This is a genomic window from Blautia sp. LMAG:89, from assembly GCF_008679485.1.
GTDB classification, from domain to species: domain Bacteria; phylum Bacillota; class Clostridia; order Lachnospirales; family Lachnospiraceae; genus Blautia_A; species Blautia_A fusiformis.
Genome location: NZ_NANC01000005.1, coordinates 106,639 through 122,096, shown reverse-complemented (window position 1 = coordinate 122,096; position 15,458 = coordinate 106,639). Strand labels below are relative to the sequence as shown.

Sequence of the window (15,458 nt, the reverse complement as noted above, 5' to 3'; positions counted from 1 at the left end):
AATGAAAAATTTACATCTTCTATTTTACTGATGAGATGTTAGGAAAGTTTGTTTAAAATATGAAAATATTGTGAATATATTTTTGTGATATACATAAAGTCTGAATGGTGTGGGTGGGAATGGGGAAAATTGAGGTTTTACAGAGGGGTGGGGGTGTGTGGTATACTGAGGGGCGTCGAAAAGGTAATGATGAGGTAATAAAAAGGCAGTAAAAGATAGTTAAAAATAGTAAAAGGCAATTTTTGATAAGGGCTGGTGCCCGTATGGAGGTTGAATATTATGAGAAGATTGAACAAGGTTACAGCTTTGATTGTTGCAGGTGTTATTTCATGTACATCTCCGATGATGGTTATGGCGTCTGATTCCGGTTCTGTTATGAGTCAGGCGGAGGAGATCCTGAAGGATAATGAGGTTGGGTCTCTTGCTTCTGATCCGGATAAGGTTGGGGATATCATTGTTTATGTGAAGGGGCTTTTTGATTCTAACCAGATCACGGATGATGAGATTTCTCAGGGGATCGATGAGGCTGCCGGATCATTTATGGGGTGAGTCTTAATGAGGATGATAAGAGTTCGCTGGTTAATATTATCAGTAAGTTCCGTGGGATCGAGATGAGTGATGATCAGATCAAGGGATATGTGAGTGATGCTTATAGTACTTTGAAGGATATGGGTGTTACGAAGTCTGATGTGAAGAATATTTTTGAGAAGGCGATTGAGTTTATTAAGGGGCATGCTTTCACGGCGGTGATGGTTTGTGATGGCTGGTTTCCTTGGCTGGTGTTTTTGATGATGTTTTAGATGGAGTTTGAGTTAGAGGTGAGGGTTGTGGCTCTTTTGTTGGGGTTGTTGTTGGTTTGTTTGGTTGAGATGTACAATATGTACAATGCTTAGGGTTTTCGGTTTTGTTGTTGTGAATGTGGTGTTTTTTATAAATTGGGGGAGGGTGTTTTGAAAAAAATTGTGCAAATGCGCTAATTGTTTACGAGATGTTCATTGTTTGTTCATATTTGTCTGGTAGTATAGGGATAGTTCGAAAGAACGTTACGAAAGACGCTGTAATGGTGTGTATCTGTATCATTACACATACAATTTTTTTCATAATAATCGCCCCGGTAAGCCACTACCGGGCACTCCTCGTTTTTTGGGCCTTTTTTGGGCTCTTTTTTTGTGGGTGGGGATGGATGGAGGGAGGGACGGACGGACTGCCGGAGGGGCGGCTGCATGGTCGTGCCTGGTGCGGTCGTTTCGCCGGGGCATACTAGCGTCTGAGTTTCTGCCGTGCAGGGCGCCCATAACTCGCCATGTACTCTGATGCGTACCTGGCTCAGACAGATGGGGCTTTACTTGCGGTTGTGGCCGCAGAGTACTTCCGTCAGAAGCTCAGGCGTAAGTATGACAGGGCTTACTCCGACGCACCGGGTCCGACCATGCAGCGCCCTCCGGCAGTCCGTCTGTCGTTGGAGAGAAACAAAGAAAGCATCTTGGAGAGAAATAAAGAAAGCATCAAGGTTGTGATAAATGGGCTGATCTGAGTCTGTTCTGTGCGTTGGAGAGAAATAAAGGGGGTAAGAAATTCAGTGCAAAAATATAGCCGGGTGGGTGTGCATGCTATAATGATTAGGATTATAGTGCTGTCGGCTGTTTTGGGGGCGGCGGTGGTTTGTTTTTTGTTTGAATGGGAGGTCTGGATATGGCGAGTCTATGAAGGATTTGAGAGGGAGCTGGAGCTTCTTTTAAGAGGATCATGAGGGTGATATTATCTCAGGGACTGTTGTGAGTGTGGATGAGTCGGGGGTTGTTCTTGACCTTAAGTTTTATGCTGAGGTTTTATTCCGGTGGAGGAGTTTTCCGGGTGCCGGGGTTTAATATTAAAGAGGCTGTTCAGCCGGGGATGAGGTTCAGGCGATGGTTCTTCGCAGGGATGATGGTCAGGGGAATATTCTTCTTTCCAGAGCGGATGCTGCGGATGTGCTTGCCTGGGACAGGCTGAAGGAGCTTCAGGATTCGGGTGAGGTTCTGGATGTTGTCGTGAAGGGGATCGTTAACGGGGTCCATTGCTTATGTTGAGGGTGTCCGTGGTTTTATTCCGGCATCCAGGCTTGCTTTGGAGTTTGTTGAGGATACTGAGGTGTTTCTGAATAAGCCGATCCAGGTGCGGGTGATCGAGGTTGATAAGGCGAAGAAGAGGCTGGTGCTTTCGGCGAGGGAGATTCTTCGTGAGAGGGCTGAAGTGGAGAAACGGAATAAGATTTCCAATATCCAGGTTGGCTTTGTGACGGAGGGTACGGTTGAGAGTTTGCAGCCGTATGGTGCTTTTGTAGAGCTTGGGAACGGGGTTTCCGGGCTGGTGCATATTTCTCAGATCTGTGAGAAGAGGATCCGGAAGCCTTCTGAGGTTTTGAGTGTTGGGGATAAGGTTAAGGTGAAGGTTATCGGATCAAGGATGGTAAGCTGAGCTTGAGTATTAAAGAGGCATCGGATCTGATGGCTAAGGAGGTTGAGGAGGAGTCTTTTGAGCTTCCGGAGTCGGGGGAGGAGGCTACTACTTCCCTGGGTGCTTTGTTTGCAAATATTAAATTATGATTATTTGGATGAAAAAGGATGGATGTGTATGAAAAAACCGGAGAGAATATTTGTAATCGGACATAAGAATCCGGATACGGATTCCATCTGTTCGGCTATTGCTTATGCGGATATTAAAAACAGAACTACGCAGAATAAAAAATATATCCCGAAGAGAGCGGGGCAGATCAATGAGGAGACCAGGTATGTGCTGAACCGTTTTGGCGTACAGCCGCCGGCTTATCTGGGAAATATCGGTACTCAGGTCAAGGATATGGATATTCGGACCAGTCCGCAGGCGGATAAGAATATGTCGCTGAAGAATACCTGGGATCTGATGCAGGAGAACGGGATCGTTTCTCTTCCGATCCGGGATAAGGATGGGTGTCTGGAGGGGCTTGTGACGATTGGTGATATCGCAAAGACCTATATGGATACTACAGACAGTTATCTTCTTTCCAATGCGAGGACGCAGTATCAGAGAATTGCCGAGACTGTTGGCGGTGAAGTGGTGGAAGGTAACGGACACGGATATTTTGTGAAGGGGCGTGTGCTTGTCGGTACTGCCAACCCGAAGATGCTGGAGGGCTACGTTGAGGAGGATGATATGATCATCATGGGTGACCGTGAGGAGGATCATCTTCAGGCGATTCAGCCAGAATGTCAGCTGTATCATCGTGGGGCTGAATATCGTGGTTTCCGAGAAGGTTATAAAGCTTGCTCATGAGAAGAATATCGTGATCATCCGGTCTCCGTATGATACGTTTAATATTGCGCGTCTGATCAACCAGAGTATTCCGGTCAGCTTTGTTATGAAGCGGGATAACATGGTTACGTTTAATACCGAGGATTTTACGGATGATATCCAGATGTTATGATCAAAAACCGTCACAGGGCGTTTCCCGGTGATCAAATCCTCATGGTAAGTGTATCGGTACGATCTCCAGACGTAATTTTCTGGATATGCATAAAAAAGAAAGTGGTTCTTGTGGATCATAATGAGGTGGATCAGGCTGTTGATAATATCGAGAAGGCGGAGATCCTTGAGATCATCGATCATCATAAGCTGGGTACCTTGCAGACCATGACGCCGGTTGCTTTTCGTAATGAGCCGGTGGGATGTACGGGTACGATCCTTTATGAGATCTACGGAGAGCAGAGACTGGAGATCCCGGAAAAGATCGCGGGGCTTCTCTGTGCGGCTATTATTTCGGATACATTGATGTTCCGTTCACCGACCTGTACGCAGACGGATAAGATCGCTGCCAGTGCTCTTGCGCTGATCGCGGGGATCAAGATCGAGGAGTTTGCCCGAGAGATGTTTTCTGCGGGAAGTAATCTGAAGGATAAGTCTCCGGAGGAGATTTTTTATCAGGATTACAAGAAGTTTATCGGTGAGGGTAATGTTTCCTTTGGTGTGGGTCAGATCAGTTCCATGGACAGCGAGGAGCTTAAGGAGATCAAGGAGAAGCTGATGCCGTTTATGGTGAGTGAGTGTGGCCGTCATGATATCACGAGAGTTTATTTTATGCTGACGAATATCCTGGAGGAGTCTACAGAGCTTCTGTTTTACGGGGAGGGCAGCCAGCAGATGGCGGAGATCGCTTTTGAGCGGAAAACCGGATGGAGATACTTTCAGTCTGCCGGGTGTGGTTTCCAGAAAGAAGCAGCTGATCCCGGCTATGATGGAGGCTGCTCAGCTGATGAACAGCGATTATGCGTAAGAGGTGACGGAAAATGGCGAAACAGTTATGGAAGCCGGGAACATGATCTATCCGCTGCCGGCTGTAATGGTGAGTGTTACCGATGGTGAGGGGCATGATAATATCATAACGGTTGCGTGGACGGGTACGGTGTGTACCAATCCGGCGATGGCTTATATTTCTGTCCGACCTTCCCGTTATTCCTATGATATGATCCGGAAAACGGGTGAATTTGTGATCAATCTGACAACGGAGAAGCTGGCGTATGCAACGGATTTCTGCGGGGTCCGTTCGGGACGTGATGTGGACAAGTTCCGGAAGCTGAACCTTACGAAAGAGAAAGCGCAGTTTGTTTCTGCACCGATGATCGGGGAGGCTCCGGTTTCGATCGAGTGCAGGGTGCGTGAGGTGAAGGAGCTGGGGTCTCATGATATGTTTCTTGCTGATGTGCTTGCGGTCCATGCGGATGAAGCTTATATGGATAAAAACAACAGGTTTCGTCTCAATGATGCGGGTCTTCTGGTTTATTCCCATGGGGAGTATCTGGCGGGTGGCCGGAAGGTGGGAACCTTCGGCTACAGCGTAAAGAAGAAGAAGCAGATGCAGAAGAAGTTGGATAAGAAATCAGACAGGGAATCAGAGATGGCAGAGATGGCGGGGAAGTTGAAGACGTCGGGGAAGCCAGGGATGGCGGGGAAGTTGAAAACGTCAGGAAAGCCAGGGATGTCAGGGAAGTTGAAGATGTCAGGAAAGCCAGGGATGTCAGGGAAATTAAAGACGTTGGGAAAGGCAGGGAGAGAGAAACGGTAGGTTCTGCGGAGCCGTAACGTTTGTTGAGGTTTGGCAGCTGTTATGCTAATATGAAAGGATACAGTATGAATAATATTACACTGATAGGGATGCCTGGTGCGGGGAAGAGCAGCATCGGTGTCGTTCTTGCGAAGGTACTTGGGTACCAGTTTATTGACTCTGATCTGCTGATCCAGAAGGCGGAGAAAAGGACTCTGAGTGAGATCATTGCGGATGAGGGTACAGAGGGCTTCAAGGCGATCGAGAATCGTGTGAATGCTTCGATCCAGGTGGAGAATACGGTGATCGCTACCGGTGGAAGTGTGGTTTACTGCGATGAGGCTATGCAGCATCTGAAGTCTGAGGGTGTTGTGGTGTATCTTAAGATCTCGCTGGAGCTTCTTTCCAGGCGTCTTGGTAATCTTAAGGGGCGTGGTGTTGTGCTCAAGGAGGGGCAGACGCTGGCGAGTCTTTATGATGAGCGTGTTCCTTTGTATGAGAAATATGCGGACATTGTGGTGGATGAAGAGGATAAGGATCTGGAGGGGAGTCTCCAGGTTGTGCTTGAGGCACTGAAGAACAGGGGAGATAAGGCGTAACTGTTGGCTTGTGGAAACGGTTTGCTGGAGTGTTTCGGGTCATGGGTTGTGACAGGTTTTCGTCATAAATTGTTTACAAATCTGAAATATGTGTTATAATATACAACTGACCTAAAAAAACGGTATTGCGGAACGTTTGTTCCTGCAGTAAATTCAGAGAAAGTTTCTGCTCATAGAGGAGTAAATAATAGAGGTGTGTTATGGAACAGTATGTGATTAAAGGCGGCAATCCTCTGGTTGGAGAAGTGGATATTGCGGGTGCGAAGAATGCGGCGCTTGCGATATTGTCAGCAGCCATTATGACTGATGAAACTATATTGATCGAGAATCTGCCAGATGTTAGGGACATCAATGTTCTGCTTGAGGCGATCTCCGAGATCGGGGCTCAGGTTGAGCGTATTGATAAGTCTACTGTAAAGATCAACGGTTCTACTATCGGCAATCTCAGCGTGGATTATGAGTTTATCAAGAAGATCCGTGCTTCTTATTATCTTCTGGGTGCTTTGCTTGGTAAGTATAAGCATGCGGAGGTTCCGCTTCCGGGTGGATGTAATATCGGCAGCAGGCCGATCGACCAGCATCTGAAGGGTTTCCGTGCTCTTGGTGCGGATGTTGATATCTGTCATGGTGCTATTGTTGCCAAGGCGGAGAATCTGCATGGCAGCCATATTTTCCTGGATGTGGTTTCTGTTGGTGCTACTATTAATATTATGATGGCTGCTTCTATGGCGACTGGTCGTACGATCATTGAGAATGCTGCGAGGGAGCCGCATGTTGTTGATGTGGCGAATTTCCTGAACAGTATGGGGGCGAATATCAAGGGTGCCGGTACGGATGTGATCCGTATCCGTGGTGTTGAGACGCTTCATCGTACGGAGTATTCGATCATTCCGGACCAGATCGAGGCTGGTACGTTTATGTTTGCTGCTGCGGCTACTCGTGGTGATGTTACTGTTCGTAATGTTATTCCTAAGCATCTTGAGGCTACTACGGCTAAGCTTGAGGAGATCGGGTGTGAGGTTGAGGAGTTTGATGATGCGGTTCGTGTCCGTGCTCCGCATGTGCTTCATCGTACGCATGTGAAGACGTTGCCTTATCCTGGTTATCCTACGGATATGCAGCCGCAGATCGCGGTTACTTTGGCTTTGGCTGAGGGTACGAGTATTGTTACTGAGAGTATTTTTGAGAACCGGTTTAAGTATGCGGATGAGCTTTCCCGGATGGGTGCCAATATTAAGGTGGAGGGGAACTCTGCTATTATTGATGGTGTGAGGAAGCTTACGGGGGCGCGTGTGAGTGCGCCGGATCTTCGTGCGGGGGCTGCGCTTGTTATTGCGGGTCTGGCTGCTGAGGGTGTTACGGTTGTTGATGATATTGTTTATATCCAGCGTGGGTATGAGAATTTTGAGGAGAAGCTCAGGAGTCTTGGGGCTGAGATTGAGAGGGTTTCCAGTGAGAAGGAGATTCAGAAGTTTCGGCTGCGTGTTGGGTGATGATTGATAACGATTGATGATAATTGGATATTTGAGTTTTGGGAGAGTTCCTGGGTGTTTGGACCTGGGGGCTCTTTTTTTGTGTGGGGGAGGGACGAATGGAGGGACGAACGGACAGTCTGCCAGCGGGGCGGCTGCATGGTCGTGCCTGGTGCGGTCGTTTCGCCGGGTCATACTAAGCGTCTGAGTCTTCTGCCGTGCAGGGCGCCCCATAACTCGCCATGTACGCTGATGCGTACCTGGCTCAGACAGATGGGGCTTACTCTGCGGCTTGTGGCCGCAGAGTACCTTCCCGTCAGAAGCCTCAGGCGCCAAGTATGACCAGCGGCTTACTCCGACGCACCGGGTCCCGACCATGCAGCCGTCCCGCTGGCAGTCTGTCCGTTCTGTTTTTTGGGGGTGTGAGGTGTGGTGGTCTGACGGGAGGGTGGTGGGCCATCAGCGCTGCGCTGGATGGCTGCAGGGGCTGAGTTTCTTTGTGGTGTGTTGGGAGGTGGTGTGGCATCGGCGCTGCGCTGGATGTGGGTGGGGTGAGTTTTTTGGGGGGTTGTCGTGAGGGGATTGGGGATAGAGGCTGTTTTGGATAGGGTGTGGTGTTTTTGTGTAATATTTAAATTTATTTTTGGAGTATTTGGATTATAATTATGGAAAAAGATGGTTGGCCTGATTGGTTGACTGATTGACTGATTGACTGGTTGATTGATATCCGGAGTTTTGGTGACTGTTTTGTGGGACTTGAGAGAAGAGCTTCGGATGTGTGCTGATGTGGGACTTGAGAGAAGAGCTTCGGATGTATGCTGATGTGGCTTGAGAGAAGAGCTTCGGATGTGTGTTGATGTGACTTGAGAGATGAGCTTCGGATGTGTGCTGATGTGGCTTGAGAGATGAGCTTCGGATGTACGCTGATGTGACTTGAGAGATGAGCTTCGGATGTGTGTTGATGAGGGGTTTGTGATGAGCTTCGGATGTATGCTGATGTGGTTTGTGTGAGGGCTTCGGAGGTTTGTGTTGTTCTGGTTTTGAGGGTGGTCTTTTTGGGGGCTGCCTGGGTTTTGGAAGGGGAGTGGGTTGTTTGTGTGATTATATGGTTTTGCCGCTTTTGAATTCGTCTTTTGAGCCTGGGAGGGCTCGGGAGGTTGTTGAGGGGTTTGTGGATGTGGATTTGAGGAATATTGCGCGGGCTGAGCTTTTTTATTTTACGGGGCAGGCGGAGGAGTGTTGTGAGATCACGAGGGGGTATCTGTCCAGCAGGGTTATTGAGCTGAAGCTTTCGGCGTGTATTTTGTATGGGTATTCTAATCTGACGCTGGGGAATGTGGCGGCGGCTAAGCGGGGGATGGAGGGAATCCAGTCCTGTTTGAAGCTGGCTATGAAGAAAAAGGTTCCTGCGGATGTTTATGCGTCCTGTCTTCTGGCGGGGTATGTGGGGGCGGTTTTGCTTCATCTGCCTACGGATGAGATGCCTGCTTTTGGGGAGTACAGCAGGATGCTTCCTGAGGGGCTGAGGCTTTTTGCCACGTATGTGATGGCTCACCATACTTATCTTAACGGGGAGATATGGAGTGCTTATGGGATGGGTAAGGCTGCTTTGTTTATGGCGGAGAGGCCGTATCCGATCAGTATGACGTATATCCACTGTATGATGGCGGTGTGTGCGATAAACCGAAAGCATAAGCAGGAGGCGCAGGAGGAGATGCTCCGGAGCTGGGAGCTGGCGAAGATGGATGGGTTTCTGGAGCCTTTTATTGAGCATCATGGGCTTTTGCGGGGGCTGGTCGAGGCTTGTATCCGGAATCGGGATCCGGAGGCGTATCAGCGTATCACGAAAGGGGTGATTTCTTTCAGCAGGGGCTGGATGGCGCTTCATAATCCGGAAAACCGGAGAAAGGTTACGGGGGAGCTGTCGACGATGGAGTTTTCTATTGCTATGCTGGCAAGTGGGGGATGGAGCAATAAGGAGATAGGAGAGCATCTGGGGATTTCCATTAATACTGTCAAGCATTACCTTACGGATATCTTTTGCAAGCTGAATGTCAAGAAGCGGGATGAGCTGAAGAAATTCATGTTAAAATAGTGACAGAGGCACTTTTTTATGAAAAAAAGTGCCTTACAAAACAACTATTAGTGTTGTATAATAAATACCACGAATAGTCAGATTTTATTGAAAAATCAGGCGAAAAGAACCAGTGAACGAGTAAGTTAAGAAGGAGGAGTTGAAGGCTGATTTTCGATAGCATCTGATAATGTCAGTATCCTTACCAAAAATGTCTGGTATATTGACACTACAATCACATAAGGGTAAAATATTGTAAAGGTGTAACCTGTTTACTCACCGGCTAAAAACATGAAGCTTTTTTAAGAGAAAGGAATATAAACAGAAGTAAAGTAATAAGAAATACAGTACACGTTAATGCACACACAGGAAAGCGGGAAAGGTATGAAAAAATTAAGGAATAATAAGATCAGAAAACTCCTGGCATTTATGGTGGCTTTGGCGTTGATGGTATCCTGTATGCCGAGTGCATATACGATCTCCGCGAGTGAAGCGTTCGGAGATGGAACGGAGGATATATTTACAGATGGCGAATTTACATCTGAACCAGCGGCCGAAGAATCGACACCGGATGTAAGCAGCGCTGACCAGGAGGAAACGGAACAGGCGCAGCAATCGACGCTTACATATGAAAATGATTCTGTTAAAGTAACAGCAGAGGCACTGGAGGACGGAGCTCTTCCGCAGAATACAGCATTGAAGGCTGACGGCGTAAACGAGAATTCATCCGTATCTTATGATACAGTTTCTCAGAAGCTTTCAGCAACAGCTACAGACAAGGGCAGCAGCCTGAGAGGTTTTTTTGCGTATGATGTGTATTTTGCTGATGGCGACGGAAACAGAGTCGAGCCGAACGGCAGAGTCAGAGTAACTTTTGAGTACAAGACACCGGCAGCACCGGAGCTTACCGATGCAGCCAGCACGAGTGTAACCGTTGAGAAGCTTCATTATAACAGCAGTACCGGTGATACTGATGTTAACACCTTACAGGCCAACGAGGATCTGAAGGTTCTGAATGTCAACGAGGGCAAACAGATCCAGACACTTCAGGTTGAGACTGGCAACGCAGCTGTTTTTGCCGTTATGTGGGATTCTCCTGAGACAGCAGATGTCGAGGCGGAAGCTGTTTCCGGTAATGGGGACGAGGTGTCTATCGCATCAGAGGAGCTTACGGACGGAATGGATATTTCGGACGAGCCTGAGCAGGATGCAGCTGAGACACCGGCAGCAGAGAATCCGGAGGTAACTCCTGATGCAGAGCCTTCTGAGGCTCCGGCGGAGAATCCGGATGCTGAACCTACCGAAGCGCCGGCAGAGGATCCGGATGTGGTGGAAGAACCGGCAGAGGATATTGCGAGCCCGGATGAGGTTCCGGCAGCAGATGAGAATGGTGAGACAAGCCTGATCGAGGTTCTGGGAGACGATACGAATCTTCGTGTCAGTCCATCTGTCGAGGCAGAGGTTCTGGCAACTGTAAACGCAGGAACACAGCTCACACTTCTGGATACCGTAACAGCAGAGGACGGAGCAACCTGGTACAAGGTTTCCTGGGAAGGAACCGAGGCTTACATAAGAAGTGATATGGCACAGGTTGTTGACAGCAGTGATGAGGCAGAAGAGCCTGAGGATGTGCAGGAAGAAGAAATTCAGCCTGAGATCACCAGATATGATTACAAGAGTGACGAGGTCAATGTCAAGGTTACTCTTACTGATCCGGCAGACCTTCCGGACAACGCAAAGCTTTCCGTAACACCGGTAGAGCTCAGCCAGGAAGCCGAAGACCAGATCACAGAAGAAGCGATCAAAGAAAAGAAAGCCATCGAGAAGATTCACTCCTATGATATCAAATTCCTGGTGGACGGCGAAGAGGTTCAGCCAGGTGCTACAGTGAAGGTATCTGTATCTCTGAATGATGAGAAGAAGGTCAAGGATGCGGATGTATATCACGTAGACGAGAATGATAACGTTGAAAATATGGATGGCAGCGTTGCTAAGAATGGTGATGTTGAGTTCGAGACGACGCATTTTTCTACTTATGTAATTGTAAATAACAGTCTTAGTAGCAAAGTTAAGGTTACATTACAGCATTATTGCGATAATATTAAAATTTATGCGGATACAGTACGCCATATAGAAGTTGGAGGAAAGATTCCTGATTACAGAGCAACAGAGAATTATGAGATAAAAGGGGTTGTATTTGTAAAAGATGATGGAAAAGAAACTCCAGTATCTGATATCCATGAAGTACAAGTTGCAAGTGATACAGTTGTAAAAATTTATTATACTCCAAAGCAATCACCTGAAAGTGGAGATGTGGTTTTTTATGATTATCAGGTAAGTCCTGTAAATGGGAGGGGCATTAATGATGCTTCACATTATCCTAAAGATAGTAAGGAAAATAACAGGATGATTATGGGAACTCAAGAACAAACCGGTTTAAAAGAGTATAATGCACTCGGAAATAATAATAAAAATGCCAATATCTATTATGAAAATGATAATAGGGCTACGACCGGTTTAGTAACAGGGCTATCTAATGACTATAAGGAAGTTTTATGGAAAGTTGATCAACCCGGATTTTTTACAGATGATAACTTAGGTGACCATGAAGGTAAAGAAAAATATACAAACTACAAGCTGTTGTTTAGCAAGACAGGAAATAATTACAAACTGACCGGAGTAGAGCAGCCAGGAGGTCATACCTTTAAATGGAATGAGGATGGTTCTAACTTCTTTCCTTTAGAGAATCCTATATATGATCAGACACAAGGTGGAAAATACTATTTCGGAATGAGATATGATATAGAATTCAAGCTTGGAGATTATGTAGGGCCATTGAATTATACCTTTACTGGTGATGATGATTTATGGGTTTTACTGGATGGAAAAGTAGTAATTGATGTTGGTGGTATTCATGAGTCAATTGAATGTTCTACTGATTTATGGAGAAACCTTGGATTCGAGGAAGGAAAAGGAGCACCAACAGATGAAGAAAAAAATAAAACCCATAGGATTACCGTACTTTATATGGAACGAGGTGCTTTTAAATCCAATTGTAAGATGGATTTCACAATTCCAGATGCAAGATTTGTAAATGTAGAAAATGTTCCTCTTGCAGATCTTACACTTACAAAGGTTGACTCTAAAGGCAAAGGTATTTCCGGTGCGAAGTTCAAACTGGTAAATGATAATGGAGGCGAAACATACCCGATTACAACATCCGATGATAAGGGTAGTGTTACATTTAATAACCTGAAAGAGGGAACATATACTTTAACAGAAACCATGGCACCTAATGGCTATGAAGCATCACAAGAATCTTGGATTGTAAAGGTTACGTCATCTGATGATAAAAAAGCAGTGGCAACTCTTTATAAAGCAGATGGCAAGACAATGATAGAAAAAGATCCAGATTCGTCGTATCATATCATGAATTATACACAGCAGGAGATTATTGAATCCAGTATGGATTACAGTAAGACTGCAACTGTAAACGACTGGGATAAGAGAACTTATGATATCAACATTACGGCTGATTCTAAGGTGACCAGTGGTACAATAGTAGAAAAAGACCCAGTTGCGGATATTATGATGGTATTCGATACTAGTGGAAGCATGTTATACAACACTGGGTACTTCGTGTCCTCCGATAAGGGTGGTTTTAAACTAGTTGGAAAATTTAAAGATATATCTCCATCATTGGATACATCTAAAATATATTATTATGGAAATGGAATATATCATTATGGCAGCTATGGGAATGCGCAATATCCAATGATATATTTGAATGATCTGGATCAGTGGATATATTATGATCAATCTCGGTGGAGCAAGGTACCGTCTGATAGTACTACTAAAATTTATACTCTGGACAGTGGGCTAAATGGTTTAAAAGAAGCAGCTAATGCTTTTATTGCTTCAACGGCAACGTCTTCTCCGAAAAGTCGGATTGGTTTAGCAACATTTAATTCTTCAGGAGATCTGAAACAGGAATTAACTGAAGTTGGAAGTTCAAAAGATTCTTTAATTAAAACTACAGATAGTATATATGCTGCAGGTGGAACTTCACCACAGGAAGGATTAAAGATTGCCGCTAATCAGTTAACGACAAAACAGGAAGATGTTTCACGATATGTAATCTTATTTACGGATGGTGATCCGTCATATGATGACGATAAGAAGAAATCAGAAGCCGAAGCAGAGAAATTAAAAAAAGCGGGAATTAAAGTATTTACAATAGGACTTAAATTAAATGATACTACAAAAGGATGGTTGTCTAGCAAAATTGCTTCTGAAGGTTGTGCATTTGAAGCAAGTTCTATAGATGAACTGAAAGTCATCTTTGAAAAGATTCAGCAAACAATTACACAAAAGGTTGAGATTTCCGGTGCTGAAATTAAGGACGTAATTGATCCTAGATTTGTAATTGTAGGAGACAAAGGAAATCCGATAACAAATGAGATGATTAAAGCTGCTGAAGATAGTAGAAAACCAATTCAATTAGGTAATGGAGGAATCCTTTCCGTTGATTCAGCAGGAAATCAGGTTGTAAAATGGACAGATCAGACAATCCCCAATATTGCAGATGGGAAATGGAATAAAACCATTACAGTAAAGGCCAAGGAAGAATTTATTGGTGGAAATAGTATTTCAACTAATGTATACCCAGATTCTAAGATTACAACAGGATATGGAGAGGCAATTTTACCACAGCCATCTGTAAATGTTAAACTTTTAAGTCTGGATATTGGAAATGATGAAACAACTGTTTTCAAAGGTGACCAAATTGATCCGACAGGATATAAGGATGAGCTTGCCAAGACATTAAAGGTTAAAGAACTGGATGGAACGACAACTACAATTACTGGTGTTAATCCAATAGATGGCGAGTCAGCAGCCTTCCCAACATTGTCATCTGATCAGAAAGACGAATTGCTTAGAAATGCTACAATAATACTTGGTGACAAAAAGAGTTCAGATGGAAAATATCCATATGAATATATTTATCCTGGTACTACGGATGCGGTAGGATATTTTACCTATACGTATAAGGTATCAGAAACACCAGGTGAAAACATGAAGCCACATAAAACGACAACAGTAGGAACTGCAGTAGAGAAGTATGAACTTGTAGTAACGTATCATCCATATTCTCAAGATGAGAGAAAAAATATATTGTCTGGAACAAAAGTTCAGCAGCCAGATGCAGAAAAGGGTGGAACACCGGTTAATTCAAATCTGAAAGCAACTGGTAATTATGTAGTAAATGTAGTAGCCGGTAATATTCAGATTATTAAAGAACTGGACGGAGCGGCTGAGAAGGACGAAACATTTAATTTCACAATTACAGATGGAAATAATCAAACAGTTGCAACTGCAACTGCAACGATTAAAAAAGACGATCCAACAGTAACAGCAACAGCGGTATTTAAGCTTGCAAAGGGAGTCAATGCAAAACTTGAATCTGGTAATACAAAATTAAGTGAGTTGTCCAGAGGTGATTATAAGGTTGTAGAATCTCTTGGCACAGATGTTCATTATGAATTGCAGGAGATTGCAACAGATGATAGAACAAACTGCCACAGTGCAATTGCAAAAAATCAACAGCAGAAGGCTACAGATATTACGTTTACCATGGGAACAGATACTGGTAATAATGAAGTTCTCAAAAATGGAAATACAGACAAAATTAATGGACAGATTGGAATTGCCAAATTTACAAATAAGAAAACAGTTGTGAATATTAATCTTGAGAAGGTTGATAGTCAGACAGCCGATACAAAATTGTCTGGTGCTAAATTTGATTTATATAAAGTAGATGCAAATGGCGAAAAAACAGACAAAGCAATTCGTTCTTATACGTCAGGTCAGCATGGAGCGATTTCTATAGAGAATCTTCCAATTGGGCAGTATGTATTGATTGAAACAGAAGCACCAGCAGGTTATATGGTATCTGCAAAACCGTGGAATATTGTAGTGGCAAATGACAGAACAGTAACGGTAACTTATAATGGTAAGAGTGTAAAATCAAGACAAGATAATAATACAATTTATTATCAGATTACTAACGCAAAGGTATATTCCTTACCAGAATCCGGTGGTCCGGGAACCTATGGATTTACAATCAGTGGTGTAGCGATTCTTGCAACTGCACTCCTGTTGTTTATAAATAATAAACGAAGGGAGGAAGAAGCAAAGAGATCGTAACACATTAATTGTAAATGGCCGATGAAGGGCGAAAAAGAAAAATGCAGAGA

The 15,458-nt window shown here is 44.8% G+C and carries 10 protein-coding genes and 2 pseudogenes; all 12 read left to right on the top strand.

The window, feature by feature from the left end; all coding sequences use genetic code 11:
* The first annotated feature begins 279 nt into the window (after positions 1–279).
* The 12 genes and pseudogenes from CCC70_RS09655 (at position 280) to CCC70_RS09600 (ending at position 15,408) form a co-directional block, all read left to right on the top strand.
* A complete protein-coding gene (locus CCC70_RS09655; protein ID WP_287084748.1) occupies positions 280–549 on the top strand; it encodes a hypothetical protein in 270 nt (89 codons plus the stop codon).
* Positions 546–800 carry a hypothetical protein gene (locus CCC70_RS09650; protein ID WP_287084747.1) on the top strand — a complete coding sequence of 85 codons (255 nt, stop codon included), beginning with the start codon at positions 546–548 and terminating at the stop codon, positions 798–800. Before CCC70_RS09655 ends, CCC70_RS09650 begins: the two co-directional genes overlap by 4 nt.
* A 503-nt stretch (positions 801–1,303) precedes the next feature.
* Positions 1,304–1,534: a hypothetical protein gene (locus CCC70_RS09645; protein WP_287084746.1), complete on the top strand. Its 231-nt coding sequence runs from the start codon at positions 1,304–1,306 to the stop codon at positions 1,532–1,534.
* A gap of 373 nt (positions 1,535–1,907) precedes the next feature.
* Complete coding sequence (locus tag CCC70_RS09640) at positions 1,908–2,069, top strand: hypothetical protein (RefSeq protein ID WP_287084745.1); 162 nt, start codon at positions 1,908–1,910, stop codon at positions 2,067–2,069.
* Between the two features lie 37 nt (positions 2,070–2,106).
* Positions 2,107–2,457 carry a S1 RNA-binding domain-containing protein gene (locus tag CCC70_RS09635; RefSeq protein ID WP_287084743.1) on the top strand — a complete coding sequence of 117 codons (351 nt, stop codon included), beginning with the start codon at positions 2,107–2,109 and terminating at the stop codon, positions 2,455–2,457.
* A gap of 2 nt (positions 2,458–2,459) precedes the next feature.
* Entirely contained in the window at positions 2,460–2,585 is a 126-nt protein-coding gene (locus CCC70_RS09630) for a hypothetical protein (protein ID WP_287084742.1), read from the top strand.
* A gap of 28 nt (positions 2,586–2,613) precedes the next feature.
* A pseudogene (locus CCC70_RS16725) lies at positions 2,614–4,288 on the top strand (putative manganese-dependent inorganic diphosphatase).
* Between the two features lie 13 nt (positions 4,289–4,301).
* Positions 4,302–4,888 (top strand): annotated as a pseudogene (locus CCC70_RS09620) (flavin reductase family protein); the annotation flags it as partial.
* A gap of 254 nt (positions 4,889–5,142) precedes the next feature.
* Entirely contained in the window at positions 5,143–5,655 is a 513-nt protein-coding gene (locus CCC70_RS09615) for a shikimate kinase (RefSeq protein ID WP_044961515.1), read from the top strand.
* 200 nt (positions 5,656–5,855) lie between these two features.
* Positions 5,856–7,148 (top strand): UDP-N-acetylglucosamine 1-carboxyvinyltransferase, encoded by a 1,293-nt coding sequence (locus CCC70_RS09610; protein WP_092073580.1) that lies wholly within the window; start codon positions 5,856–5,858, stop codon positions 7,146–7,148.
* A 1,150-nt stretch (positions 7,149–8,298) separates the two neighbouring features.
* Positions 8,299–9,222, top strand: a complete 924-nt coding sequence (locus tag CCC70_RS09605; RefSeq protein ID WP_287084675.1) for a helix-turn-helix domain-containing protein — start codon at positions 8,299–8,301, stop codon at positions 9,220–9,222.
* Between the two features lie 792 nt (positions 9,223–10,014).
* A complete protein-coding gene (locus CCC70_RS09600) occupies positions 10,015–15,408 on the top strand; it encodes a SpaA isopeptide-forming pilin-related protein (protein ID WP_287084739.1) in 5,394 nt (1,797 codons plus the stop codon).
* The last annotated feature ends 50 nt before the right edge of the window (positions 15,409–15,458 follow it).